The organism is Methylobacterium sp. 37f (assembly GCF_023093475.1).
GTDB lineage: Bacteria > Pseudomonadota > Alphaproteobacteria > Rhizobiales > Beijerinckiaceae > Methylobacterium.
In genome coordinates this window covers 70,937-95,138 of record NZ_JAGHKN010000009.1, presented here as the reverse complement: position 1 = coordinate 95,138, position 24,202 = coordinate 70,937, and the positions used below count along the sequence as shown (strand labels likewise).

Genomic DNA, 24,202 nt, shown 5'->3' with positions numbered 1-24,202 from the left:
GACACACGAAGGGATCGACTACGAAGCGATCTTCGGCTCTGCTTTGGCCGGCCTGCACCGTGAGGGACGCTACCGCGTCTTCACCGACCTCGAACGGCAGGCGGGCCGCTTCCCGCATGCCACCCACCACACGCCGGCCGGCACGCGGCCCGTGACGGTGTGGTGCTCCAACGACTATCTCGGCATGGGCCAGAACCCGGCCGTTCTCGACGCCATGCACGAGGCCCTGGACCGCTGCGGCGCCGGGGCCGGCGGCACCCGCAACATCTCGGGCACCAACCACTACCACGTGCTGCTGGAGCGCGAACTCGCCGACCTCCACGCCAAGGAGGCGGCGCTGCTGTTCACCTCCGGCTACGTCTCGAACTGGGCGGCTCTGGGCACCCTCGGGTCGCAGATGCCGGGCTGTGCGATCTTCTCCGATGCCGGCAACCACGCCTCGATGATCGAGGGGATCAAGGCGTCCCGCGCCGAACGCCACATCTTCCGCCACAACGACCCCGAGGATCTCGACCGCAAGCTGCGCCTCGTCGACCCGGCCCGGCCAAAGATCGTGGCCTTCGAGTCGATCTACTCGATGGACGGCGACATCGCACCGATCGCGGAGATCTGCGACGTCGCCGAGGCGCACGGCGCGCTCACCTATCTCGACGAGGTCCACGCCGTCGGGCTCTACGGGGACCATGGCGGCGGCATCTCGGAGCGCGACGGCATCGCCCACCGCCTCGACGTCATCGAGGGGACGCTCGGCAAGGCCTTCGGGGTCCATGGCGGCTACATCACGGGTTCGGCCAAGCTCTGCGACTTCGTGCGCAGCTTCGCCTCGGGCTTCATCTTCACCACGTCGCTGCCGCCGGCCGTAGCGGCGGGCGCTGCCGCCAGCATCCGCCACCTGAAGGTCAGCGCAGGCGAGCGCGCCCGGCACCAGGAGCGGGCCGCCACGGTGCGGGCCCGCCTCGATGCCGCCGGCATCCCGACCCTGCCCAACGACAGTCACATCGTGCCGGTGATGGTTTGCGACCCGGTGCTGTGCAAGGCGATCAGCGACACCCTGCTCGATGAGTTCGGCATCTACGTCCAGCCGATCAACTATCCGACGGTCCCGCGTGGGACCGAGCGTCTGCGGATCACCCCCTCGCCCCTGCATTCGGATGCCGACATCGACCATCTGGTCGGCGCGCTCAGCGCGATCTGGGCACGGATGGGCGTCCGGCGCGCGGCCGCGGAGTGAGGGGCAGGAGCATCCCCGGCCCCTCCCTGCCGGGAGGGTGGAACCTGCGCGGCGAAGGGGCCGGTCGGTGTCACCGGGCCAGAGACGATCGGGCCTGAAAAGATCGAGACAGGGAAGTTGAAGCCCATGATCGTCAACGGATCGACCCACGCGAGGGCGGGTGAAAAGGTGCCCGCCACCTCCGCGATCGTGAAGCCCCTGCAAGCCGAGACAGGACGTCGTCCCAGGACGACGCCCCGCGAGTCGACGCCCCCCGAGGCGAGGCCCGACACTGCGGCCCCCACCTTCCCGTTCTCCGCCATCGTCGGCCAGGACGAGATGCGCCGGGCGCTCCTCATCGCGGCCGTCGACCCGTCCGTCGGCGGGGTCCTGGTCTTCGGCGATCGCGGCACCGGCAAGTCGACGGCGATCCGGGGGCTCGCCGCCCTGCTGCCACCGATGGCGGCGGTGGCGGGGTGTCCCTATGCCTGCGATCCCGGCCGGCCGGCCGAGCTATGCCATCGCTGCCGCGAGCAGGCGGTGCTGCGGGCCGAGTCCGTCCCGGTCCCGGTGGTGGACCTGCCGCTCGGCGCCACGGAGGACCGGGTGGTCGGCGCCCTCGACCTGGAACGGGCGCTCACCCGGGGCGAGAAGGCGTTCGAACCGGGCCTGCTGGCACGGGCCAATCGCGGCTTCCTCTACATCGACGAGGTCAACCTCCTGGAGGATCACCTCGTCGACTTATTGCTCGACGTGGCGGCGTCCGGCGTCAACACGGTGGAACGCGAGGGGCTGAGCATCCGCCATCCTGCCCGGTTCGTGCTCGTCGGCAGCGGCAACCCGGAGGAGGGCGAGTTGCGGCCCCAGCTCCTCGACCGTTTCGGACTTGCCGTCGAGGTGACGACGCCGACCGATCTGGCCGTCCGCATCGACGTGGTGCGCCGCCGCGACGCCTATGAGCGCGATCCGGCCGCCTTCTGCGCCCACTACGCCAAGACCGATCGCGCCATCCGCAAGTCGCTCACCGCCGCCCGCGCGCGGCTTCCCGGGCTGCATGTGCCCGATGCCACCCTGGAAGCCGCAGCGCGGCTCTGCCTCGCGCTCGGCACCGACGGCCTGCGCGGCGAGCTGACCCTGATGCGTACCGCAAGGGCGCTGGCCGCCTACGAGGGGGCCGACACCGTGAGTCTCGACCATCTCGCCCGCATCGCCCCTTCGGCCCTGCGCCACCGCCTGCGCCGCAACCCCCTCGACGAGTCCGGTTCCACCGCGCGGGTCACCCGGGCCGTCGCGGAGATCCTGAGCCGATGAGTCCGGCCTGGGCCAATGCCCTGCGGGTGGCGCGGCTCGCCGCCCTCGATCCGCATGGCTGCGGCGGCGTCCTGGTCCGGGCCGGTGCCGGGCCGGTCCGCGATCTCTGGCTCGATCACCTGGCCTCGGATCTCGGGTCCCGTCCGACGCGCCGCCTACCGGTGGGGATCGCCGACGACCGGCTGCTGGGGGGGCTCGACCTTGCCGCCACCCTCGCGGCCGGGCGGCCGATCGCCCAATCGGGCCTCCTGGCCGAGGCCGATGGCGGCATCGTCGTCGTGCCGATGGCCGAGCGCCTGTCTTCCGGAACCGCCGCCCGCCTCGCCGCGACGCTGGATGCCGGCGCGGTCCGGGCCGAGCGCGACGGAATGGCGGCCCGGGCACCGGCCCGGATCGGCCTCATCCTCCTCGACGAGGGCGAGGGCGACGACGCGCGGGTTCCCGAGACCCTGGCGGACCGCCTCGCCTTCCGCCTCGACCTGACCGGCATCGCCTGGGGCGACACCTCCGGGGCGGCGCCGGACGAGGTGCGCCCGCACCTCGGCGATCCCGACGGCGTCGATACGGCCATTGCGGACCTGTGCCGGGCGGCCGCCCATCTCGGCATCGCCTCACTGCGCGCACCGCTGATGGCGATGCGGGTCGCTCGCCTGCTGGCGGGCGGCGCGGATGTAACCAACGCGGACGTGCGCGCAGCCGCCTGCCTCGTCCTCGCCCCGCGCGCGACGCGCCTGCCGCCCGACGCCGAGGAACCGCAGGCCGCATCCGCCGAGCGGCCGGATGCTTCGCCGCCGGACGGATCACCCGACCCTGACGCGACCCTCGAGGCGGGTGCCGACAGCCTCGTCGAGGCCACCCGCGCGGCGATCCCCCCCGACCTCCTCGCCCGCCTGACGCAGGCCGCTCATGCGCCCCCGGCACCGAAGGCGGGCCGAGTCGGCGCGGCGATGCAGGCGCCGCGCACCGGGCGGCCAGCCGGTACGCGGCCCGGCTCCCTCCGCGTCGGCCGCCTCGCCCTGCTGCCGACCCTGCGGGCGGCCGCGCCCTGGCAGCGCCTGCGCGCCGCGCGAAAGGCCGTGCCAAGGAATGCACCAAGCGACGCCCTGATGCCGATCCAGGTCCGCAGCGCGGATTTCCGCATCACCCGGTTCCGCCAGCGCAGCGAAACCACCACGATCTTCGCGGTCGACGCTTCCGGCTCGTCGGCCCTGGAGCGGCTGGCCGAGGCCAAAGGCGCGGTCGAACTGCTCCTGGCGGAAGCCTATGTCCGCCGCGACAAGGTCGCCCTCGTGGCCTTCCGGGGGACGGGCGCAGAGGTCGTGCTGCCCCCCACCCGCGCCCTGGCCCGGGCGCGGCGCGGCCTCGGGGCGCTACCGGGCGGCGGCGGCACGCCTCTGGCGGCCGGCCTCGATGCCGCCGCCGAACTCGCCCGTTCCGTCCGGCGAAGCGGCGGCACGCCGGTGGTGGTGGTGCTCACCGACGGGCGGGCCAACGTCGCCCGCTCCGGGGTGCCCGGCCGGGCTGCCGCGAATGCCGATGCCCTCAACGCGGCGGCCCTGCTGCGGGCGGCCGACATCCGCACGATCCTGATCGACACGGCGGCGCGACCGCAGGACACCGCCCGCCATCTGGCGGACGCCATGGGCGCGCGCTATCTCCCGCTGCCCTACGCCGATGCCACGGCCATGAGCCATGCGATCCGCTCGGCCCGTTGAAGGACATGCGATGCCCGCGCCGAGCGACCGGCCCGATTGGGAGCGCGACGGCGCGGATTGGCCGAATCGGGACGCGAGCCGGTTCGTCCGCGCTTCGGACCTCACCTGGCACGTGCAGGAATTCGGTCGATCCGATGCGCCGGTTCTCCTGCTCCTGCACGGCACCGGGGCGGCCACCCATTCCTGGGCCGGCCTCGCGCCGCGACTTGCCGATCACTTCCGGATCGTCGCCCCGGACCTGCCGGGCCACGGCTTCACCGATCCGCTGCCGGCCGGACGTTTGTCTCTGCCCGGCATGGCGAAGGCGATCCGCGACCTGCTGACGACCCTCGACGTCACGCCGGACCTGGTGGTCGGGCATTCCGCCGGAGCGGCGATCCTGGTGCGGCTCTGCCTCGACGGCTTGGCCCCGCGCCTGCTGGTGGCCCTGAACGGCGCGCTGACGCCGTTTCCCGGTCTGGCCTCGGTGCTGTTTCCCGGTCTTGCCCGGATGCTCTTTCTCAACCCCATCACCCCGCGGGTCTTTGCCTGGACCGCCGACCGCCCGGCGGTGGAACGCCTGATCCGAGGCACCGGCTCACGGCTCGACGCGCGTAGCCTCGACCTCTACCGGCGCCTGTTCCGCCGGCCCGGCCACGTGGCCGGAGCGCTGGGCATGATGGCGAACTGGGACCTCGCGAGCCTCGACCGGGAGATCACCCGCTTGAGCGTGCCGACCCTGCTGCTGGTCGGCGGAGACGACAAGGCGATCGCCCCGGAGACGGCCTTCGCCCTCAAGGACCGGCTGCCGAACGCCCGCGTCCAGTTGATCCGCAACCTCGGCCACCTTGCCCATGAGGAGGCGCCGGACCGCATCGCCGAGGCGATCCTGACGGCCTTCGCGGGCGAGACCCGGACGGGCTGACCTAAGCCAGACCGACGGGAGCGCGCCGGTGCCACGTGGTCGCCGACTGGTAGGCCTGCCCGATGCGCAGGGCCATCGCCTCGTCGTAGCCCCGGCAGGCGATCTGCAGCGACAGCGGTAGCCCGTCCGCGGTGAACCCGTTCGGGAGCGCCAGGGCGCATAGGTCGAGGAGGTTGCCGAATCGGGTGAAGCGCGAGGGCAGATGCCCTTCGTCGACGCTGGCGAGAGGGATCGCCGGGGTCTCGGTGGTGGGAGTCAGAAGGGCGTCGAACCCATCCATCGCCGTCAAAAACTGCCGCTGGAGATCGCGTCGCCGATGCTGGGCGCCGAGGTAGTCCTGCGCCGTAACGCTGGCGCCCGCCAGGATGCGAGCCCGGACGGCGTCTCCGAGCGGTGCGTCCGGGTCTTCGGCGAGCGCCCCGTTGACGAAGTAGGCCTCCGCATTGGTGATGGCGCTGGCCTGCGCGGTCACGAGGTCGGACAAGCGGAAGGGCAGGGCGATCTCCACCACCTCGGCGCCGAGGCGTTCGAAGGTCGCGAGGGCGTCGTCATAGGCGGCGAGCATGGCAGGCGCGACGCCCGTGCGCTCGGCCTCGGGCATCCGCGCGAGGCGCAGGCCGCGTACGCCCCGGCCGAGATCCGGCATCGGGTCGGCAGGCGCCACGCCGCGGGTCGACGGATCGAGCGGGTCGGCGCCCGCGATCGCCCGGTACAGCACCGCCACGTCGGCGACCGAGCGCCCGAGGGGGCCGGGGGTATCCAGAGTGGTGCTGAGCGGCACGATTCCATACGTGCTGACGCGACCGACCGTGACCTTGAGGCCGGTCAACCCGCAGAACGCGGCAGGCAGGCGCACCGATCCGCCCGTGTCGGTGCCGATCCCCCAGGGCGCCAGGCGGGCGGCCACGGCCACGCCGGTCCCGCTGCTCGATCCGCCGGGTGTGTGGGCCACCGCGAGGTCCCAGGGATTCCAGGGCGTGCCGAGGTGCTGGTTGGTGCCCCAACCGCCATAGGCGAACTCGACCGTGTGGGTCTTGCCCAGCACGATCATGCCCTGGGCGATCAGCCGCTGGGCGATGGTGGCGGTGGTTTGCGCGCGTCGGCCCCGGTGAGCGGCCGAGCCGCCCATGGTGATCCGCCCGGCGAGATCGATCAGATCTTTCAGGACCACCGGCACCCCGTGCAGGGGGCCGACGGCATGGCCGGAGCGGATCGCCCGGTCGGCCCCCTCGGCCGCGAGGCGCGCGTCGGCGGCATAGACGTCCGTGAAGGCCTGGAGCTTGGGCTCGTGCGCGGCGATCCGGGCGAGATGGGCCTCGACCGCCTCGACGGGCGAAAGGCGACGGGCCGCGATGGCCTCGGCAAGCGCCAGGGCGGTGAGATCGGTGGGGTCTGACATGAGACGCCTATGGAACGCTGACGAGGGACAGATCGAGGAACCAGGACTGGGCGGAGACGAAGCCCTTCACGCGGGGCGACATCGCGCGCGGGTTGCGGTCGTGCACCACGTAGAGCCAGGGTGGATCGTCCACGAGGCGCGCGTGCGCGGTGCGGGTGGCCTCCGCGATGACGGCGGGATCAGTCGATTCGGACAGGCGCTGGAGCGCGGCGTCGAAGGTCTCGTCCCGCCAGTTGGGAAAATTGAAGCCGCTCGGCGGAAAGCGGTCGGAGGAGAAGTAGCGAGCCATCACCCCGGCATCCGAGGTGGGCGAGCTGACGTTCAGCGCCATCGCCCCGGACAGACTTGGAGCATCCGGCAGGGCGCGGGTGGCGTTGAGGAGCACCTGCCACTCGACCACGTTGAAGCTGACCTCGACGCCGCAGGATTGCTTGAGATTTTCCTGGAGGAACTCATTCATCGGCAGGGGCAGCATCTGGCCCGACCCCGAGGTGGAGATCATGACCGGGAAGGCGAGCGGCTTCTTCGGTCCGTAGCCCGCCGCGGCCAGGAGCGATCGGCCCTTCTCCGGATCGAAGCCGTAGCGGTTTGCGGGCGCGCCGAAGCCCGGATCGTCCGGCTTCAGCCAGCCGATTGCGGGCTCGGCGGTGCCGTTGAGGAAGCTCACGATGGAATCGCGGTCGACGCAGTAGTTCAGCGCCTGCCGAACCCGGACATCGCGAAACGGGCTGTCCTTGGCGCCGATGTTGTAGAACCACGGCCAGACATGCGGATACGACCCGGTGGTAACGGTGAAGCCCGCGGATTTCAGTGACGGGATCGCATCGGCGGCCGGAACCTCGATCCAGTCGACTTGTCCCGACCGCAGGGCCGCGATCCGGGCATTCGCCTCGGGGATCGGCATCAGCCGGATGCGATCGAGCTTCGCGCGGCGACCCGCATCCCAGTAACCGTCGAAGCGCGCGAGATCGACCGCCTCGCGGGGGCTGACCCGGGTGATCCGGAATGGCCCCGTGCCGGCAGCCGGCAGCATCGCGGTGCCGGCCCAGGTACGGCCGCCCTTCTCGAACGAGGAGGGCGCGGTCATCAGCGGGTAGACCATCATGTAGGGAAAGTACGATGCCGGGATCGTGGTGGTGATCGCGACGGTGCGGTCATCGACCTTGCGGTAGCGATCGATGATCGGCACCCGCGTCCGGGTGATGCCGGCTGCCGCCACCTCGTACTGGGGTGCATCGGCCTTGAAGTAGCGATCGAGGTTCCACACCACCGCATCGGCGTCGAACGGCGTTCCGTCGTGGAACGCGACCCCGTCGCGCAGGTGGAAGAGCCAAGTCCGCTTGTCGTCGGCGGCCTGCTCCCAATGGTCCGCCAGCCCCGGCCGGAGGGTGGCCGGGCGGTCGGCCCGGGTCAGATCCCAGGAGACCAGCCCCTCGAAGATCGGGTAGCCGAGGAAGCGCAGGCCCTCGAAGCCGTTGTTCGGCATGCCGGTCGTGGTCGGGATGTCGGTCGCCGTCATGGCGATGCGCAACAGGCTCTCGGCCTGGGCAGGAGAGGCGAACGCCCCGAACGACCCGAGCGCCATGGCGGCCAGCGCCGCCCGGTTTCGACGCGTCATCGTTTTGCACCCCGTGGTGTTGCGGCGGATCATCGGCCCCTCGTCAGTTGCGCGAGGACGGGGCGTAGAAGGGCTGGCGCGGAGCATCCGGCAGGTAGCCGTCGTAGAAAGCCTTGACGTAGGGCGTGACCGCGCGCCCGAGTTCGCGCCGGGCCACCTCCTCGGGCGTGCGCGGCCTGCCCAACGTCTCGGCGATCTCGGCCAGGACCGCGTCGCGATCGACCTGGGTGAACCGGCCATCGGCGTAGACGATCTTCCCGTCGACGAAGACCGCATCGACGGCGCCGGTCTTGGCCCGCTGCATCAGCGCGTCGAGGAGGGGAATGTCGGTGTCCTGGTAGGGATAGGTCGCCCGGTCGTAATCGATCAGCACTGCGTCGAAGAAGCGGCCCGGATCGAGCCGGCCAATGCTTTGGCCGAAGGCGGTGGTCTTGGCGCCGTGCTCGGTCGCCATCCGCAGGACCTGCGGGCAGGTCGGCACGTCGTCGTCCATGCCGGGGGTGCGGTGGGCCCGCAGGACGAGGCGCAGTTCCTGGAGCATGTCGCGATCTTCGTTGATCCCGGCCTCGTCGAGGCCCATCCCGACGGTCATGCCCTTGGCCTCGTAGAGGTTGAGGGGCGCCACGCCGGAGCGCAGGCGGAAATTCGACGAGCAATTGTGGCAGATGCAGGTGCCGGAATCGGCGGCGATGTCGGCATCCTCCGCCGTCAGCCAGACACCGTGCCCGAGGGTCAGGTGCGGCCCGAGCACGCCGAGGTCGTGGAGGTGGCGCACGGCCGTCTTGCCCGTCCGGCGCCGGGCGTATTCCTTCTGATAGGCGGTCTCGAGCAGGTGCATATGCATCGGCACCCCGTGCTTGCGGGCCGCCGCATCGAGGGTCTGCAGGGCCTCGTCGCTGCACCAGTGCAGGTTGGCGGGGGCCAGCTGAATCCGGGTCAGGCGCTCGCCCTCGTTCTCGGCCTTCAACGTCTCGAACAGGGTCATGAAATCGCCGAAGGGCATCGACTGCGCCTTGAGATGCGCCATCAATTGCCCGGCGATGGGCTGGGGCAGGCGCTCGCAGAAGGCCTCGTCGGCCTCGTAGACGAGGCGGTTCTGCTCGCGCACGGCGTAGCAGTAGGAGGCGCGCATCCCGATCTGGCGATAGGCGCCGAGCACCTGGGACGCCGCACCGTGGACCTGCTCGTAACCACCCGCCATCCAGCCGTGAATGTGCTGCACGGTGGTGACGCCGGAGGCGAGCATCTCGAAGGCCGAATAGAGCGTGTCGAGCCCGTGATCGACGCGCTTGGCGGCGATCCGGGTGGCGAACCACAACTCCAGGGCGTGGTCGGGCGAGCCGAGCTGCAGGGGGGTCAGCCCGACATGGTGGTGGCTGTTGACGAAGCCCGGCAGCATCACGTGGCGCGGATAACGATGCGTGACCGCGTCCGGCGCCTTGGCGCGCAGCGACTCCGGAGGGCCGACCTCGACGATGACGCCATCCCGCACCAGCACGGCGGCGTTGTCGTGCTGGATGGGGGTATGGCGGTCCTGAACGCCGGTGATGACGGTGCGGGCCTCGACGATGATCTCGGTCATGCTGATCCTTCGGACGAATGAGGGTGGAGGTCGCGGACGTGGACGGCGCTCAGCGCGCCTCCTGCTCCGCGAAGGCGCGGTCGACCTCGTCGGCGAGGAGTTCGCCGAAGCGGTCGCGCAGGTCGTGGAAGCGCGGATCGCGGGGATTGCGCGGCCGGGGCAGGTCCACCGGCACGATGGTCTTCACGCGACCGGGACGGGCGGTGAACACCACCACGCGGTCGGCCAGCGCGATCGCCTCGTCGATGGAATGCGTGACGAGGACGATCGACGCGCCGCTGTCGCGCCAGATCTGCAGCAGGAAATCCTGCATCTTCGCCCGGGTCTGGACGTCGAGGGCGGCGAAGGGCTCATCCATCATGAGAACCTTCGGCCGCATGGCGAGCGCCCGGGCGCAGGCCGCGCGCTGGCGCATGCCACCGGAGAGTTCGTCCGGCTTCTTGTCCATCATGTCGGCGAGGCCGACCCGCCGCAGCATCTCGGCGGCGATCTCCCGGCGCTTGAGCTTCTGCACGGCCCCGATGGCCAAGCCGAAGGCGACGTTGTCGAGAATGGTCAGCCAGGGGAACAGCGAGGCGTCCTGGAAGATCAGGCCGCGCTCGGCCGACGGTCCCGTGATCGGCAGGCCATCCGCCGCCATGGTGCCGGCGCTCGCCGGTTCCAACCCGGCGATCATGTAGAGCAGGGTCGACTTCCCGCAGCCGGACGGCCCGAGGAAGACCACGAATTCGCCCGGGAGGATGTCGAGCTCGATGTCGCGCAGGGCCTGGACCGGAGATCGACCGGCGGGCGTCCAGGTCTTGCCGACGCCGGACAGGCGCACGGCCGGGCGGCGCGGCGCGGCACGTGGAACCGGAGTGTTCATCGGCCACCTCCCTGGGGGGCGATCCACCACAACATGCGGGCCTGGATCTGTCGCAGGGCCCAGTCGAAGCTGAAGCCGAGAAGGCCGATGATCGCCATGGTGAAGAAGCTCAGCCGCGCGTTGAAGGTCGAGCGCGCCAGCGACACGATTTGCCCGAGGCCGCTTCCGACGCCCACCGCCTCGGCGATCAGCACCACCATCCAGGCCGCGAACAGGTTGAGACGCAGGGTCATGAACAGGCCAGGCAGGATCGCCGGCAGGACCACGCGGAAGAAGGTCTGCCGGGAATCCGCCCCCATGATGCGGGCGACGTTGAGGTAGGTGACCGGCACGGCCGCGATCTGCGCGCTCGTCGTGAGCGCGATGGCGAAGAACAGCGTGATGAAGACGAGGAAGATCGCCGGCACGTCGCCGATCCCGAAGACGAAGATCGCCACCGGCAGCCAGGCCACGGGCGAGATCGGCGCCAGCAGCAGGACCGTGGGCAAGACGAGATTGCGGAACAGCCGGATGTAGTGGAGGAGCGCCCCCACCAGCACGCCGCCGACGAAGCCGAGCACGAGGCCCACCGTCACCCGCATCGTCGTCCACCCGATGGTGGCCAGCAGCGGCATCACGCCCCCGCCGCCGCCCCGACTGCCGATGCGATTGGCCCGGTCGAAATAGGTCAGGGTCCCGGGCAGGTCGGACAGGAACAGGTGTGGCGGCGGCAGGAGCAGCGGATTGAGGAAGCCGAGCGCCCACAGCGTCTCCCACAGGCCGGCGAACAGGCCGAGGGAGGCGATGCTCCAGCCGAGCGTCGCCAGAGCGGAGCGGAGTTGGGGGTATCGCGCTGGCGCCGGGGAGGGCACCGATGTGGGGGCCGTTTGGGCCACGCGCACGGGAACCGGCGCCACCGCGCCGAGGGAGGCATCCGTTGCTGCCATGAGGCTGCCTTTCGGGAGATCGGGAATCGGGTCCGGCATCCGGTCGGGTGACCGCAAGGTGCGTCAGGCCGATTTCAGCTTGAGCCCATCGTAGAGGGGCCGGTTCTCGGCGATGACCTGCTCCATGAGGCGCCAGTCGAAGGCCTCGCGGCCCGGCGCCGTCTTGACGTAGCCCATCTCCTTCATCGACTGGCCGCGCGCGATGATGAAGTCGGTCTGATTGCGCTGGTCGGTGCAGACCGGCTGCTTGGCGGAAGCATCGACTGCAGCCGCCATGGTGGTCTTGTAGTAGCTGCCGACGGTGTCCTTCAGGGCCGCATCGCGATCGGACTCGATCTGGGCCTGCGCGGTGAACAGCGCCTTGATCACGGCCCGTACGGCAGCCGGATTTGCTTCGATGAACGGCGTCCGGGCTGCCAGAACACAGTCGGAATAGCCGGCGCCGTAGACGTCGGTTCCATCCGACAGGAGCGTGGCGCCCTTGCGCGACTGGAGGCACTGGGTCGCATAGGGCTCGATGTGGCAGATCGCATCGACCGCACCGGCGATGAAGGCCTGGGCCAGCTCCGGCGAGGTATCGAGATAGCGCACGTCGAGGTCCTGGAAGGTCAGGCCGGCCTTCTTCAGGTAATCGAACGGCAGCACCTCAAGCGTGTCGGCCTGGAAGGTTCCGAGGGTCTTGCCCTTCAGGTCGGCAGCGGAACGGATGCCCTCCCGCGCCACGATCATGCAGCCCTGGACGCCGCCGCCGGCGACGATCTTCACCGGCGCACCGGCGTCGAAGAGGGTCATGAAATTCGAGTAGGGGATCATCGACATGTCGACGAGCCCGGCCCCGAACATCGTGGTGATCTCGGCATTGGAGGGCGTCACCACGAAGTCCAGCGCAACTCCATCGGCCTCCGTCAGCTTGCGCTCGTGGGCGAGGAACATGCCGAGGTTGCAGAAGCCGGAGCCGTGGGTGGCCTTGACGGTGGTCATGGCGCCCGCGGCAGCGGCCGGCGCCATCAGGGCCGCCAAGTGGGCAGGCAGCGCGATGGCGGCGCCGGCGGTTCCCATCCCGCGAAGGAGGCCGCGCCGGGAAAAGCGTTGGAAGAACAGGCCGTCACGTTCGCACATGATGCTCTCCGACATTCGCAGAATGCGAAGAGGCCGCGAACCCTCGGGTCTGCCGGACGCAGGACTGCATCGGGAGAAGGCATGATGCAGTCGGAGCGGGCAGCACCGTCCGGGACGGGCTTCCTCGGATGGGCACGCCAACCCATGAGAGCCAAAGGCTCTGCGCTGCCCGTGGGCCGACGCAAGGGCCGCGCCAACCGCCCCAGGCTGCCGCCCTGGCCGCCGGCTTGGCGAAGGTGCGGAATTTGCAAGGCCGCCGATCGACGATACCGGATTCCCTGCGGCACGTGATGGTACCGTGCGGCCCGAGCGGAATATCGGCTCGGCCCGGGACAGACCCTGATCACCAGCCTGAAACCGATGCAGCGAAAGAGCTTCCGATGCCTGATTTGAGCAGCCTGTTGGCCTTCGCCGCCATCGCCCTGGGGATGGCCCTCACACCGGGGCCGAACATGGTCTACCTGATCTCGCGGTCGATCTGCCAAGGCAGGACCGCCGGCCTGATCTCGCTCGGCGGCGTGGCCCTCGGGTTCGTCGTCTACATGCTGTGCGCGGCGTTCGGCATCACGGCTCTGCTGCTGGCCGTTCCCTTCGCCTACGACACCATCCGGATGGCCGGGGCGGTCTACCTGTTATGGCTCGCATGGCAGGCGGTGCGACCGGGCGGGCGTTCGCCGTTCGAGATCCGGACACTGCCCGAGGACAGCCCGCGCCGGCTGTTCGTCATGGGATTGCTGACCAACCTGCTCAATCCGAAGATCGCCGTGATGTACCTGTCGCTGCTGCCGCAATTCATCGATCCGACGAAAGGCAGCGTCCTCGTCCAGGCGCTGGTGCTCGGCACGGTACAGATCGTCCTCAGCCTCTCGGTCAATGCCGCGATCGCCGTCTCCGCCGGTGCGATGGCAACGTTCCTGACGCGCCGGCCGTCCTTCGCGATGGTCCAGCGCTGGGTGATGGGAACGGTGCTGGCCGCCCTCGCGGTGCGGATGGCCAGCGAAGCCCGACGCTGAGGGAAACGACCTGCAATTCCCGCAAGGGTGGTCCGGATCGCGCGGAGGCGATCAGGGCCAGACCGAAGTCCCAGCTGTCCCCGTTACCGCGACGATCCCTTCGTGTCGGCAGACATGATCTCTCGCGATCCACGCGCGTCCGAAGGCTTGCCGAGACCAGCTTCCGTCTCACCCGCTTGGGCTTTCTGCCGTGACGCGGCATCCGCAGGACGCTCGATCACCAGAACCGCACCCAGGGTGAAGAAGCTGGCACCGAACGGCGCGGCAAGCAAAGACCACAGCCCTATGACCGGCCATGTCACTGCGACCGTTAATCCTCCGCCCAAAATCGCTACGAAACTGAGAAAACCCAAGACACATCAACCGATTTGCGATCAGATGCCTGACCGGAGGCGAAGCGTATGCGCTGGATTGTTCTTGGAACACCGTTTGATGAATAGCAACAAGGCAGGATTCGTTTTGATGACTACCCGTCTTGCCTGTACAGAAATTATTCCTGACCTACCGAAAACCCAATTTTTTCTGAATTTCCTCGAAAACCCAATGTTGCCTTGCACAAAATTCTTTATTCAGCTTCGAAAATTCATGGTTAAGCTCTGCTGCGTTGCGGCTATAATTTCGGATCGGCGCCCCTTCCGCGCGCTCACGCAGACAGCTGAAAGTTGAGCTTCAACCGATTTGGGCTGTGAACTCATGGGAAAAACTTACGATAGATTTATATACCTAGGATTTTTACGCAGTCTTACGCTAACGTGATACAATTCTGCAATATCGGTCCGTATGTCTTCTGTACTGTAACGTACAATTATCTCGACGAAGTGGTAGAGAATCCGGGTGCATCGCGTCGATCACGCACCACCCGGATCCGGTCTCGACAGGGGCAGGACTCACGTGAGGAACCGTGCCGCGAACGGGCGCTCGCACCGCGACGACCGCTGATCCCTCACCGATCCTCTCAAACAAAGGGGTGATCCACTTCCATCAGGCAACGGTTCGAACCTTGCGCGTGAAACGCTGCGCGCGATCCGAGTGGACCTTTGGCCTGGCCCTGGCGGCCTGCATTCCTCCGAGGGATTTCGCGACGAACCTGGTGTTCTCCAACCGTAGCGTCCGATCCGCCCGGATCGGTATGATGGGCGAACCGGCATCCGAACCGACAGGACGGTTTGGCCAAATCAGCGCTTGCAACGGACGCGTTCCCGCGAATAGTGTCACTCTATGTTGACACTTGCAGACTCACCGAGCCTCGCGACGACCCGGTCTCCGCGCTCGCACGCGGTGGTGATCGGGAGCGGCTTTGGCGGGTTGGCGGCGGCGGTGCGCCTCGGTGCGCGGGGCTACCGGGTGACGGTGCTGGAGCGGCTGGAGCAGGCCGGTGGCCGGGCTCGCGTCCATCGACAGGACGGCTTCACCTTCGATGCCGGGCCGACCATCGTGACCGCGCCGTTCCTGTTCGAGGAATTGTGGACCCTGTGCGGGCGGCGCATGGCCGACGATGTCACCCTGGCGCCGATGCTGCCGTTCTACCGCATCCGCTTCCCGGACGGCGCCACCTTCGATTACAGCGGCGATCCGGAAGCGATGCGGGCCGAGGTCGCGCGGTTCTCGCCCGAGGACGTCGACGGCTACGAACGGTTCATGGAGCGCAGCGCCGCGATCTGCCGGGTCGGCTTCGAAGATCTCGGGCACGTGGCCTTCTCCTCCGTCCGCGACATGCTGCGGATCACCCCGTCCCTGCTGCGCCTCGGCGGCCATCGCTCGGTCTATGATCTGGTGGCGCGCTATATCCGGGACGAGCGCCTGCGCACCATCTTCAGCTTCCATCCGCTCCTGATCGGGGGTTCTCCCTTTCGGGCCAGCGCCATCTATTGCCTCATCGCCCACCTCGAGCGCCGCTGGGGCGTGCACTTCGCCATGGGGGGGACCGGACGGCTGGTCGACGGCCTCGTGGGCTTGATCGAGGGGCAGGGCGGGACGATCCGCTACCGGGCCGAGGTGGCCCGCATTGACGTGGCGGCGGGCTGCGCCACGGGGGTGACGCTGACCGACGGGACCGCCATTCCCGCCGACATCGTGGTCTCGAACGCCGACTCGGCCGCGACCTACCTGACCCTGCTCGGCGGGGCAGGGCGATCCTGGCACCGGGCGAAGCTCAAGGCCTCGTCCTCCTCGATGGGGCTGTTCGTCTGGTACTTCGGGACGAACCGCAAATTCCCCGACCTCGCGCATCACACCATCCTGATGGGGCCGCGCTATCGCGAGCTCATCGCCGACATCTTCGTCCGCAAGGTCCTGGCGCCGGATTTCAGCCTCTACCTGCATCGCCCCACCGCCACCGATCCGCTCCTGGCACCGCCCGGCTGCGACGCCTTCTACGTGCTGTCGCCGGTGCCGAACCTCGCCGGCGGGCAGGACTGGTCGCAGCGTGCCGAGCCCTACCGGCAGGCCATCGCGGACAGCCTCGACGCCACCGTGATGCCGGGGCTGTCCGGATCGATCGTCACCTCCCGGGTCACGACACCAGCGGATTTCGCCAGCGATTTTCTGAGCTTCCGTGGGTCCGGCTTCGGCCTCGAACCGGTGCTGACGCAATCTGCATGGTTTCGGCCACACAACGCCTCGTCGGCCTTCAAGAACCTCTATCTCGTCGGGGCGGGCACTCATCCGGGCGCCGGGCTGCCCGGCGTCCTGTCCTCGGCCAAAGTCCTCGACACGGTGGTGCCGGATGCGCGTCTCTACGCTTGAAGCCGTTCGGTACGCCCCGGTGCGGGCGCCGCTCTGGGCGATTCCGCACGCGGATGCGGCCGATCATGCCGCCTGCCGGGCCGCGATCCGAACAGGCTCTCGCAGCTTCTTCGCCGCCTCCGCCCTGCTGCCGGCCCGGGTGCGCCGCCCGGCCTACGGGCTCTACGCCTTCTGCCGCCTCTCCGACGATGCCGTCGACGACGCACAGGCTCGCGACCGGCCGGCGGCCCTGGCCCGCCTCGCCGCGCGCCTCGCCCGCATCTACGACGAAGCCCCCAGCGACGCTCCGGCCGACCGGGCGATGGCCGATCTGGTCGCGGCCCATCATCTGCCGCAGGCCTTGCCCGGCGCGCTGATCGAAGGATTGGCGTGGGATGCGCAGGGGCGTCGATACGAGACCCTGTCGGACCTGACCGCCTACGCGGCGCGGGTCGCCGGCAGCGTCGGCGCGATGATGACCGTGCTGATGGGCGTGCGCGACGCCGCCGTGCTCGCGCGGGCCTGCGACCTCGGCGTCGCCATGCAGTTCACCAACATTGCCCGGGACATCGGCGAGGATGCCCGGGCGGGACGGCTCTACCTGCCGCTCTCCTGGATGCGGGAGGTCGGCCTCGACTCGGACGCGTTCCTCGCCGACCCGGTCGCGAGCCCCGCACTCCAGGCCCTGGTCGCCCGCCTGCTCGCCGTCGCGGATGCGCTCTACGCCCGGGCCGAGGCCGGCATCCCCGGATTGCCCGCCGGTTGCCGGCCCGCCATTCGCGCCGCCCGCCTGATCTACGCCGAGATCGGCCGAGACCTGGAAAGGGGCGACCTCGACCCCGTCGCCATCCGCGCCCGGGTGCCCGGCCGGCGCAAGGCCGTCCTGATGGCCCGCGCCCTGCTGCCGCTGGCGTCCATCCCCGATCCCACGGCTCCGCCACTCGCCGAAACCGCCTTCCTGGTGGAGGCCGTCGCGGCCCAGCCCGTGCCGGTGCCGCCGGCCTGGTGGAACGTGCCCGGTCAGGTCGCCCGAGTCCTCGATCTGATCGAGACCCTGCGGGAGCGCGAGGGCGCGGTGCCGGTCGGCCCGTGAGCGATCCGCTCTTTGCCGTCTTCGATATCGGGCTGGTCTTCGCCCTCGCCCTCGGGCTGGCGATCTGGCAGCTCGTGGTCCTGAAGCGCAGCATTCGGCGCGACCGTGCCGCCGCCCTGGAGAAGGCGGAGGCGTCCGAGCGGTCTGGAGAGGGTTCGGGCTGACCGACGATCACCCCACCCGGCGCGGCATCCGGAACGGCAGCATCAGGCGAACCAGCGGATTCGCGTATCGCCTGAGGGACAGGCTCTCGTGCATCGGCCGGACCGCCTCGCCGCGTAGAGTCGTGCTGAGCTGCGAGCGGGCATAGAACGGCGTGTCCTCGAAGGTCCGCACGATGTCGGCGCGGCCGTCGTCGCTGCGGGTCTGCCGCGGCATGCGCCAGACCCGCGTCGCCGGAAGCGCGGCGCGCGGGGGCGGATCGATGTCCCGGGGTGTCCCATCGGCGGCAAAGCACAGGGTCAGGTCCTGGCGCGAGCCGTCACGGCGATGCACGTCGTACAGGATCGCCGCCCCGTCCTTCAGGTCCGCCCGGCACCAGGTCCAATCGCGAAACGCCGCTTCCAGGGACGTATCGCCGTGGTTCGTGTCGAAATAGGCCGTGCCGCGCCAGTTCAGATCAGGCTCGGTGAGGGCGACCTCGACCGGGGAGGACGGCGCCATCGGCCACCAGCGGTGCTGGCCCGCGGCGTCGAGGTGATGCGGCCCGGGCGTGATGCCGCCGGGTCGCAGCCGCACGGTGCCGCGCACCCGCTTGGGGATCGGCGCCGTCACCTCGTCCATCCGGATGGTCAGCGTCGTGCCATCCCACGACAGCCCGCTCGGGCCGATCGCGATGTGGTCGGCATCGCGCGTGAGGCTGGCGCGCCCCCGCTCGGTCATGCAGAAGCGGTTGGCTCGTTCGCCGTAGAGCACCACGTTGACGGCGCAGTGGTCGAAGGGATCGCGCGTCGGGTCCCAGGCGTAGTAGGGCGAGAACACGCTGCCGATGAAGGCGATGATGGTCAAACCTTGTCGCCCGTCCGCGCTCAGGGCGTCGACGTACCACCAGATGTAGCCGTCGCGATCCACCCGCGTATCGAAGCGCGGGCGCCAGTCCGGTCCCGCAGCAGGCTGTCCGCCGCGATCCGCCCGGATTGCGCCGCCATCGGCACCCCCGGCCCCGGGTGGATGCTCCCCCCGGCGAGGTACAGGCCCGGGATCCGGGTGCGTGCTCCAGGCCGCTTGAACGACGCCATCCAGCCGTGGGAGGCTCGGCCGTAGAGAGCCCCCGCCGTCCCCGGAAACAGCCACGCGAAATCCGCCGGTCCCGTCGTCACCGGCTCCGCCGTTTCCGCGAGGGTCAGGCCGCTCGCGCCGAGGCGCCGCCGCATCGTGGTCACGCATGTCTCGATCTCCGAGGGGCCGATGGGCCGGGCAGGGGCATTGACGAGGCAGAGGAGGCGCTCGGGCCGGTCGGACGGAGCGGCGCGGTCGGATCGATCCTGCGCGCAGACATAGACGGTGGGGTCGTCCGGCAGGTGCCCGGCGCGGATGCGGGCGAACTCGGCCGCGTAATCGCCGGAGAAGAACACCGTGTGCCGGGCGAGCGGGAAACCGCTGGTCCGCGCCTGGAGGCACAGGGTGACCGCCGAGAGCGAACGATCGCCGGCCGGTACCGCGTCGGCGGCGCGGGCGGCCTCGCGCCCGAGAAGCCCGTCGGCCAGGGCCGCGACGTCGGCGTTGCAGACCACCGCATCCGCCGCCAGCCGCTCGCCGTCATCGAGGTCGACCCCGACCACGCGACCGCCCTGGACGGCGATTGAGCGCACCGAGGTTTCGTAGCGGAAGCGCGTGCCCCGGTCGGCGGCGAGATCCGCGACCACGGCGGCCAGCCGGCTGAGGCCGCCGCCGACGTGCCAGACCCCCTGGCTTTCCACATGCGCCACCAGCATCAGGGTGGCGGGCGCCGCGAAGGGCGACGAGCCGCAATAGGTCGCGTAGCGCCCGAACAGCTGCCGCAGGCGCGGATCGGCGAAGTAGTCGCCGAGCGCGCTCCACAGGGTGGTGAAGGGTTGGATGCGCCAGAGGTCGCCGAGGCCCGAGAGCCCGGCCTGTCGCGTCAGGTCGATCGGGCTCGGGCGCTCGCCCCGGATGAACGGTCGCTCCAAGGTGGCGTAGACCTCGGCGGCCCGGGTGCGGAAGCGGCGATACCCGTCCCGCTCCCGCGCCCCGGCGAAGGTGGCGATCGCCGCCTCGGAGGCCTCGGAATCGGCATGGAGGTCGAGCTGCTCGTCCGGCCCCCAGGCGTGTCGCGCCAGGATCCCGGCCGGTTCCAGACGCACATAAGCGGCGAGATCCGCACCGCATTCGGCGAAGATCTCCTCGAACACCCACCGCATGGTGAAGACCGTAGGGCCGGCATCGACGGCCGTTCCCCCGACCGGGACCCGCCGCATCTTGCCGCCGGGATGAACGGCCTGCTCGATCACCGTCACGTCGAGCCCGGCATGGGCCAGCCGCAGGGCCGCCACCAAACCTCCGATGCCGGCTCCGATGATCACGACCTTCACGTGCGCCTCTCCCGTCACACCAATCGACCTTGACGAGTGTCAATAAATCCTGACACTTTGTTTTAGCAAGAACAAGTGACAGGGAGAGACGGGTCATGGACGCCAACCGTCGCATCGAGCAGGCCCTCGACGCCGCCGTCGCCCATCTGGAAGCGCCCGGCGCCCCGCCGCGCCTGGCCGAATCGATCCGTTATGCGGTCTTCCCGGGCGGGCACCGCATTCGTCCGCGCCTGTGCCTCTCGGTGGCCCGTGCCTGTGGCGACGACGATCCGGCGGCTTCGGACGCGGCGGCGGCGGCGATCGAACTCTTGCACTGCGCATCCCTGGTGCATGACGATCTGCCCTGCTTCGACGACGCGCCCCTGCGGCGCGGGCAGGCCTCGGTGCACGCAGCCTTCGGCGAGCCCCTGGCGGTACTGACCGGCGACGCCCTCATCGTCTCCGCCTTCGAGACGCTGGCTCGCGGCGCGGCGCGCAGTCCGAAGCGCCTGGCGGCCCTGGTCGGGCTCGTCGCCCGCGCCGCCGGCTCCCCCGCCGGCATCGCCGCCGGACAGGCCTGGGAATCGGAACCGAACGTGGCGCTCACGGAATATCAGCAGGCCAAGACCGGAGCCCTGTTCGCGGCCGCGACCGTGACGGGCGCCGCCGCCGCCGGTGCGGCATCCCTGCCGTGGCGGCTCCTCGGAGAATGCCTCGGCGAGGCCTATCAGGTTGCCGACGACCTGCGCGACGTCGCCTGCCGCCAGGAGGAGGTCGGCAAGCCGGTGGGGCGTGATTCGACCCTCGGTCGGCCGAATGCAGCAGCGCTGCTCGGCATGAGCGGCGCGCTGGCCCGGTTGAAGCGCCTCGTCCGCGAGGCCGTCGACGTCATACCGGATTGCCCCGGTGCCGACATCCTGCGGGCGGAGATCGTGGCGCAGACGCGGTTGTTCCTGCCGGCAAGCCTGGCGCGGGAACTCGCCTGACGTGGCCGGCAGTGCGACGGCCGGGGCGCCGCCCACGCTCCGCCCCCGCGGCGGGCGGTCCCGCTGGTACACGCTCAGAGCCCGCATCATCGCCGATCCGCGATTCCAGCGCTGGGCCGCCGGCTTTCCGCTGACCCGACGCATCGCGCGGTCGAACACCCGGGCGCTGTTCGATCTGTGCGCGGGCTTCACCTACTCGCAGACGCTGTTTGCCTGTCTGAAGCTCGATCTCTTCGCGCTGCTCGCCGAGGGCCCGGTTCCCGCCGATCTCCTGGCAGCCCGGATGGATCTGTCCCTTGAGGCGTCGGCACGCCTCCTCAAGGCGGCCGTTTCGCTCGATCTCATCCGGCGTCTGCCGGATGGATGTTTCGTCCTGGCCGATCTCGGGGCGGCGCTGATCGGGAACCCCTCGATCGGCCGCATGATCGAGCATCACGCCCTGCTCTACGCGGATCTGTCCGATCCGGTCGCACTGCTGCGCGGCGAGAGCGGGCCGACCCGGCTCGCGGGCTACTGGCCGTACGCACGAGGCGATGGAGCCGAGCTGTCGACGGAGGCCGTGACCCCCTACAGCGCGCTGATGTCGGCCTCGCAGGCGCTGATCGCCGAGGACATCGTCGAGGCCTATCCGTTTCGGCGGCATCGTTGCCTGCTGGATGTCGGCGGCGGCGAAGGCGCCTTCCTGTCGGCCGCCGCCGCCGCAGCGCCCGACCTCGCGCTCAGGCTGTTCGATCTGCCCGAAGTGGCACGGCGCGCCGCGGCGCACTTCGCCCGCTCGGGCCTCGCCGACCGGGCTCAAGCCGTCGGCGGCAGTTTTCTGATCGATCCACTGCCCAAGGGTGCCGACGCACTCAGCCTGATCCGCGTCGTGCACGACCACGACGACGCGACGGTGCGTGGGCTGTTGCGAGCGGCCTGGACGGCGCTGCCGCCCGGCGGGCGCCTGGTGCTGGCCGAGCCGATGAGCGGCACCGCCGGGGCCGAGCCGATCACCGATGCGTATTTCGGCTTCTACCTGCTGGCGATGGGGAGCGGTCACTGCCGCACCGTTGCGGAACTGACCGCGCTGCTGGCCGAAGCGGGGTTCCAGCGTATCCGCGAGGTCGCGACCCGGCGCCCGCTCCTGACCCGCATGCTGGTGTCCACCCGTTAAGACACCGAATAACGTAAGTTCTGCTTGACGTTCGAAAGTGTCTATCTAGGATGACACATCGAGTTCGAAGCCAAACGGACCGAATCGTCGGATGAGGGGAGGGCAGGCTCGATGCAGACGAACGCCGTGCTTCTTCATGCCCCCCGCCGGCTCGACCTCGAAACTCTCGACCTCGATACGCCGACGGCCGCTGACGCGGTGGTGGCGATCCGGTGGAGCGGAATCAGCACCGGTACCGAGCGCCTGCTCTGGTCCGGGACGATGCCGGCCTTTCCCGGCATGGGGTATCCGCTGGTGCCCGGCTACGAGTCGGTCGGCGAAGTGGTCGAGGCCGGCGCGGATTCCGGTATCCGGGTCGGACAGACAGTGTTCGTGCCCGGAGCCCGCTGCTTCGGACCCGTTCGCGGCCTCTTCGGTGGCGCAGCCTCCCATCTGGTCAGTGCCGGCGACCGCCTCGTCCCCATCGATCGGGCCTGGGGCGAGCGCGGAACCCTGATCGCACTCGCGGCGACCGCCCACCACGCCCTCGCGGGCATCGACCTGACCCGGCCGCTCCTGGTCGTGGGGCACGGCGTGCTCGGGCGACTGGTCGCCCGCCTCGCCAGGACCCTCGGCGGCGCGCCGCAGGTCTGGGAGATCGATCCGACCCGCCACGCGGGCGCCGACGCCTACGCTGTGAGCACCCCCGAGGCGGATGCCAGACACGACTACGCCACGATCCTCGATGTCAGCGGCGACGCGAGGATCCTCGATAGCGGGATCGCGCGTCTCGCCCCCGGCGGCGAGATCGTGCTCGCCGGGTTCTACGAGCGCCGCCTCGGCTTCGATTTCGCGCCCGCCTTCCTGCGCGAAGCCCGCATCCGCGTCGCCGCGCAGTGGCGGCCCGAAGACCTCGCCGCGACCTTGTCCCTGGTCGAACGCGACCGTCTCTCCCTCGACGGCCTCATCACCCATCGGCGCCCGGCCTCGGACGCTCCGGACGCTTACCGCACGGCTTTCGGCGAGCCCGAATGCCTGAAGATGATCCTGGATTGGAGAGCCGCATGAACATCCAGCTGACGAATCTGCAGCTGAACGGGGTCTCCGAAGCGCTGCGGGCCGAGGCCGGCATCGAGCCGGACCCCGTTCCGGTGACGGCGACCAAGGAAACACAGATCATCGCGATCTACGGCAAGGGCGGGATCGGCAAGTCGTTCACCCTGGCAAACCTCAGCTACATGATGGCCCAGCAGGGCAAGAAGGTCCTGCTCATCGGCTGCGACCCCAAGAGCGACACGACCTCGCTTCTGTTCGGTGGCCGCGCCTGCCCGACGATCATCGAAACTTCGACGAGGAAGAAGCTCGCCGGCGAGCAGGTCGCCATCGGCGATGTCTGCTTCAAGCGCGACGGCGTCTACGCCATGGAACTCGGCGGCCCCGAGGTCGGGCGCGGCTGCGGTGGGCGCGGCATCATCCACGGCTTCGAATTGCTGGAGAAACTCGGCTTCCACGAGTGGGGCTTCGACTACGTCCTGCTCGACTTCCTCGGCGATGTGGTCTGCGGTGGTTTCGGCCTGCCGATCGCCCGGGACATGTGCCAGAAAGTCATCGTCGTCGGCTCGAACGACCTGCAGTCGCTCTATGTGGCCAACAACGTCTGCTCGGCGGTGGAATACTTCCGCAAGCTCGGCGGCAATGTCGGCGTCGGCGGCCTCGTCATCAACAAGGACGACGGCACCGGTGAGGCGCAGGCCTTCGCCGAGGCGGTCGGCATCCCGGTTCTGGCCTCGATCCCGGCGCATGACGACATCCGGAAGAAGAGTGCGAACTACGAGATCATCGGCCGGCCCGAGAGCCCCTGGGGCTCGCTCTTCGCCGATCTCGCCCAGAACGTTCACGACGCTGCGGCCAACCACCCGACGCCCCTGAGCCAGGACGGCCTGCTCGGCCTGTTCAAGGGCGAAGCGGTCGGCCGGGGCGTCACCCTGGTGCCCGCCACCTTCGAGGACATGTGCGGCACGACCCAGGTCGTGAAGCCGTCCCTCGAAGTCGTGTACGACGAGGTCTGACGCGC

Annotated in this window: 20 protein-coding genes; 12 read left to right on the top strand and 8 right to left on the bottom strand. The window is 69.7% G+C overall.

The annotated features are described in order from the left end of the window. The first annotated feature begins 13 nt into the window (after nt 1–13). From hemA to bchO, 4 genes are all read left to right on the top strand, one after another. Nucleotides 14–1,231 carry a 5-aminolevulinate synthase gene (gene hemA, locus J7U37_RS08520; protein ID WP_247635473.1) on the top strand — a complete coding sequence of 406 codons (1,218 nt, stop codon included), beginning with the start codon at nt 14–16 and terminating at the stop codon, nt 1,229–1,231. Nucleotides 1,232–1,357: 126 nt separating this feature from the next. Then, a complete protein-coding gene (gene bchI / locus J7U37_RS08515; RefSeq protein ID WP_282103720.1) occupies nt 1,358–2,521 on the top strand; it encodes a magnesium chelatase ATPase subunit I in 1,164 nt (387 codons plus the stop codon). Continuing rightward, nucleotides 2,518–4,236, top strand: a complete 1,719-nt coding sequence (locus tag J7U37_RS08510; RefSeq protein WP_247635431.1) for a magnesium chelatase subunit D — start codon at nt 2,518–2,520, stop codon at nt 4,234–4,236. Before bchI ends, J7U37_RS08510 begins: the two co-directional genes overlap by 4 nt. Nucleotides 4,237–4,246: 10 nt before the next feature. Beyond that, the gene (bchO, locus tag J7U37_RS08505) at nt 4,247–5,140 is read left to right on the top strand and encodes an alpha/beta fold hydrolase BchO (protein ID WP_247635430.1); all 894 of its coding nucleotides are present in this window, start codon (nt 4,247–4,249) and stop codon (nt 5,138–5,140) included. A 1-nt stretch (nt 5,141) separates the two neighbouring features. On the opposite strand, the gene J7U37_RS08500 is transcribed toward bchO, so the two are convergent. The 6 genes from J7U37_RS08500 to J7U37_RS08475 all read right to left on the bottom strand — a co-directional run bounded on the left by J7U37_RS08500 (nt 5,142) and on the right by J7U37_RS08475 (nt 12,649). Beyond that, nucleotides 5,142–6,539 (bottom strand): amidase, encoded by a 1,398-nt coding sequence (locus tag J7U37_RS08500; protein ID WP_247635429.1) that lies wholly within the window; start codon nt 6,537–6,539, stop codon nt 5,142–5,144. Nucleotides 6,540–6,546: 7 nt separating this feature from the next. Then, entirely contained in the window at nt 6,547–8,157 is a 1,611-nt protein-coding gene (locus tag J7U37_RS08495) for an ABC transporter substrate-binding protein (RefSeq protein ID WP_247635428.1), read from the bottom strand. 43 nt (nt 8,158–8,200) lie between these two features. Beyond that, nucleotides 8,201–9,739 (bottom strand): amidohydrolase family protein, encoded by a 1,539-nt coding sequence (locus J7U37_RS08490; RefSeq protein WP_056479464.1) that lies wholly within the window; start codon nt 9,737–9,739, stop codon nt 8,201–8,203. A 49-nt stretch (nt 9,740–9,788) separates the two neighbouring features. Further along, entirely contained in the window at nt 9,789–10,604 is an 816-nt protein-coding gene (locus tag J7U37_RS08485; RefSeq protein ID WP_247635427.1) for an ABC transporter ATP-binding protein, read from the bottom strand. Next, on the bottom strand, nt 10,601–11,530 hold the full coding sequence (locus tag J7U37_RS08480) for an ABC transporter permease subunit (RefSeq protein WP_056186633.1): 930 nt from the start codon (nt 11,528–11,530) through the stop codon (nt 10,601–10,603). Before J7U37_RS08480 ends, J7U37_RS08485 begins: the two co-directional genes overlap by 4 nt. 63 nt (nt 11,531–11,593) lie before the next feature. Beyond that, nucleotides 11,594–12,649, bottom strand: coding sequence for an ABC transporter substrate-binding protein (locus J7U37_RS08475; RefSeq protein ID WP_247635426.1), 1,056 nt, complete (start codon nt 12,647–12,649; stop codon nt 11,594–11,596). 380 nt (nt 12,650–13,029) lie between these two features. On the opposite strand from J7U37_RS08475, the gene J7U37_RS08470 reads away from it, so the two are divergent. The 4 genes from J7U37_RS08470 to J7U37_RS08455 all read left to right on the top strand — a co-directional run bounded on the left by J7U37_RS08470 (nt 13,030) and on the right by J7U37_RS08455 (nt 17,643). Continuing rightward, a complete protein-coding gene (locus tag J7U37_RS08470; protein ID WP_247635425.1) occupies nt 13,030–13,662 on the top strand; it encodes a LysE family translocator in 633 nt (210 codons plus the stop codon). Between the two features lie 1,218 nt (nt 13,663–14,880). Next, the gene (locus J7U37_RS08465) at nt 14,881–16,407 is read left to right on the top strand and encodes a phytoene desaturase (RefSeq protein ID WP_247635424.1); all 1,527 of its coding nucleotides are present in this window, start codon (nt 14,881–14,883) and stop codon (nt 16,405–16,407) included. Then, nucleotides 16,388–17,479, top strand: a complete 1,092-nt coding sequence (locus tag J7U37_RS08460; protein WP_247635423.1) for a phytoene/squalene synthase family protein — start codon at nt 16,388–16,390, stop codon at nt 17,477–17,479. Before J7U37_RS08465 ends, J7U37_RS08460 begins: the two co-directional genes overlap by 20 nt. Further along, nucleotides 17,476–17,643, top strand: coding sequence for a hypothetical protein (locus J7U37_RS08455; RefSeq protein WP_247635422.1), 168 nt, complete (start codon nt 17,476–17,478; stop codon nt 17,641–17,643). Before J7U37_RS08460 ends, J7U37_RS08455 begins: the two co-directional genes overlap by 4 nt. A 7-nt stretch (nt 17,644–17,650) precedes the next feature. Here the strand turns inward: J7U37_RS08455 and J7U37_RS08450 are convergent, their stop codons facing one another. Both J7U37_RS08450 and crtD read right to left on the bottom strand, forming a co-directional pair. Further along, nucleotides 17,651–18,550 (bottom strand): carotenoid 1,2-hydratase, encoded by a 900-nt coding sequence (locus tag J7U37_RS08450; RefSeq protein WP_247635421.1) that lies wholly within the window; start codon nt 18,548–18,550, stop codon nt 17,651–17,653. Further along, nucleotides 18,508–20,031, bottom strand: coding sequence for a 1-hydroxycarotenoid 3,4-desaturase CrtD (crtD, locus tag J7U37_RS08445; protein ID WP_247635420.1), 1,524 nt, complete (start codon nt 20,029–20,031; stop codon nt 18,508–18,510). Before crtD ends, J7U37_RS08450 begins: the two co-directional genes overlap by 43 nt. 95 nt (nt 20,032–20,126) lie before the next feature. Between crtD and J7U37_RS08440 the strand changes: the two genes are divergently transcribed. The 4 genes from J7U37_RS08440 (at nt 20,127) to J7U37_RS08425 (ending at nt 24,197) form a co-directional block, all read left to right on the top strand. Beyond that, nucleotides 20,127–20,996, top strand: coding sequence for a polyprenyl synthetase family protein (locus tag J7U37_RS08440; RefSeq protein ID WP_056479485.1), 870 nt, complete (start codon nt 20,127–20,129; stop codon nt 20,994–20,996). A 1-nt stretch (nt 20,997) separates the two neighbouring features. Then, nucleotides 20,998–22,149 carry an acetylserotonin O-methyltransferase gene (locus J7U37_RS08435; protein WP_247635419.1) on the top strand — a complete coding sequence of 384 codons (1,152 nt, stop codon included), beginning with the start codon at nt 20,998–21,000 and terminating at the stop codon, nt 22,147–22,149. 111 nt (nt 22,150–22,260) lie between these two features. Next, nucleotides 22,261–23,196: a chlorophyll synthesis pathway protein BchC gene (gene bchC, locus J7U37_RS08430; RefSeq protein ID WP_247635418.1), complete on the top strand. Its 936-nt coding sequence runs from the start codon at nt 22,261–22,263 to the stop codon at nt 23,194–23,196. Further along, nucleotides 23,193–24,197 (top strand): chlorophyllide a reductase iron protein subunit X, encoded by a 1,005-nt coding sequence (locus tag J7U37_RS08425; protein WP_056186442.1) that lies wholly within the window; start codon nt 23,193–23,195, stop codon nt 24,195–24,197. The genes bchC and J7U37_RS08425 overlap by 4 nt, the downstream gene beginning before the upstream one ends. Nucleotides 24,198–24,202 lie beyond the last annotated feature (5 nt).

Coding starts and splice junctions, on each gene's coding strand:
- bchI (WP_282103720.1), top strand. CDS start 1,358: ATGATCGTCAACGGATCGACCCACGCGAGGGCGGGTGAAAAGGTGCCC.
- J7U37_RS08510 (WP_247635431.1), top strand. CDS start 2,518: ATGAGTCCGGCCTGGGCCAATGCCCTGCGGGTGGCGCGGCTCGCCGCC.
- bchO (WP_247635430.1), top strand. CDS start 4,247: ATGCCCGCGCCGAGCGACCGGCCCGATTGGGAGCGCGACGGCGCGGAT.
- J7U37_RS08500 (WP_247635429.1), bottom strand. CDS start 6,539: ATGTCAGACCCCACCGATCTCACCGCCCTGGCGCTTGCCGAGGCCATC.
- J7U37_RS08495 (WP_247635428.1), bottom strand. CDS start 8,157: ATGACGCGTCGAAACCGGGCGGCGCTGGCCGCCATGGCGCTCGGGTCG.
- J7U37_RS08490 (WP_056479464.1), bottom strand. CDS start 9,739: ATGACCGAGATCATCGTCGAGGCCCGCACCGTCATCACCGGCGTTCAG.
- J7U37_RS08485 (WP_247635427.1), bottom strand. CDS start 10,604: ATGAACACTCCGGTTCCACGTGCCGCGCCGCGCCGCCCGGCCGTGCGC.
- J7U37_RS08480 (WP_056186633.1), bottom strand. CDS start 11,530: ATGGCAGCAACGGATGCCTCCCTCGGCGCGGTGGCGCCGGTTCCCGTG.
- J7U37_RS08475 (WP_247635426.1), bottom strand. CDS start 12,649: ATGTGCGAACGTGACGGCCTGTTCTTCCAACGCTTTTCCCGGCGCGGC.
- J7U37_RS08470 (WP_247635425.1), top strand. CDS start 13,030: ATGCCTGATTTGAGCAGCCTGTTGGCCTTCGCCGCCATCGCCCTGGGG.
- J7U37_RS08465 (WP_247635424.1), top strand. CDS start 14,881: ATGTTGACACTTGCAGACTCACCGAGCCTCGCGACGACCCGGTCTCCG.
- J7U37_RS08460 (WP_247635423.1), top strand. CDS start 16,388: ATGCGCGTCTCTACGCTTGAAGCCGTTCGGTACGCCCCGGTGCGGGCG.
- J7U37_RS08440 (WP_056479485.1), top strand. CDS start 20,127: ATGGACGCCAACCGTCGCATCGAGCAGGCCCTCGACGCCGCCGTCGCC.
- bchC (WP_247635418.1), top strand. CDS start 22,261: ATGCAGACGAACGCCGTGCTTCTTCATGCCCCCCGCCGGCTCGACCTC.
- J7U37_RS08425 (WP_056186442.1), top strand. CDS start 23,193: ATGAACATCCAGCTGACGAATCTGCAGCTGAACGGGGTCTCCGAAGCG.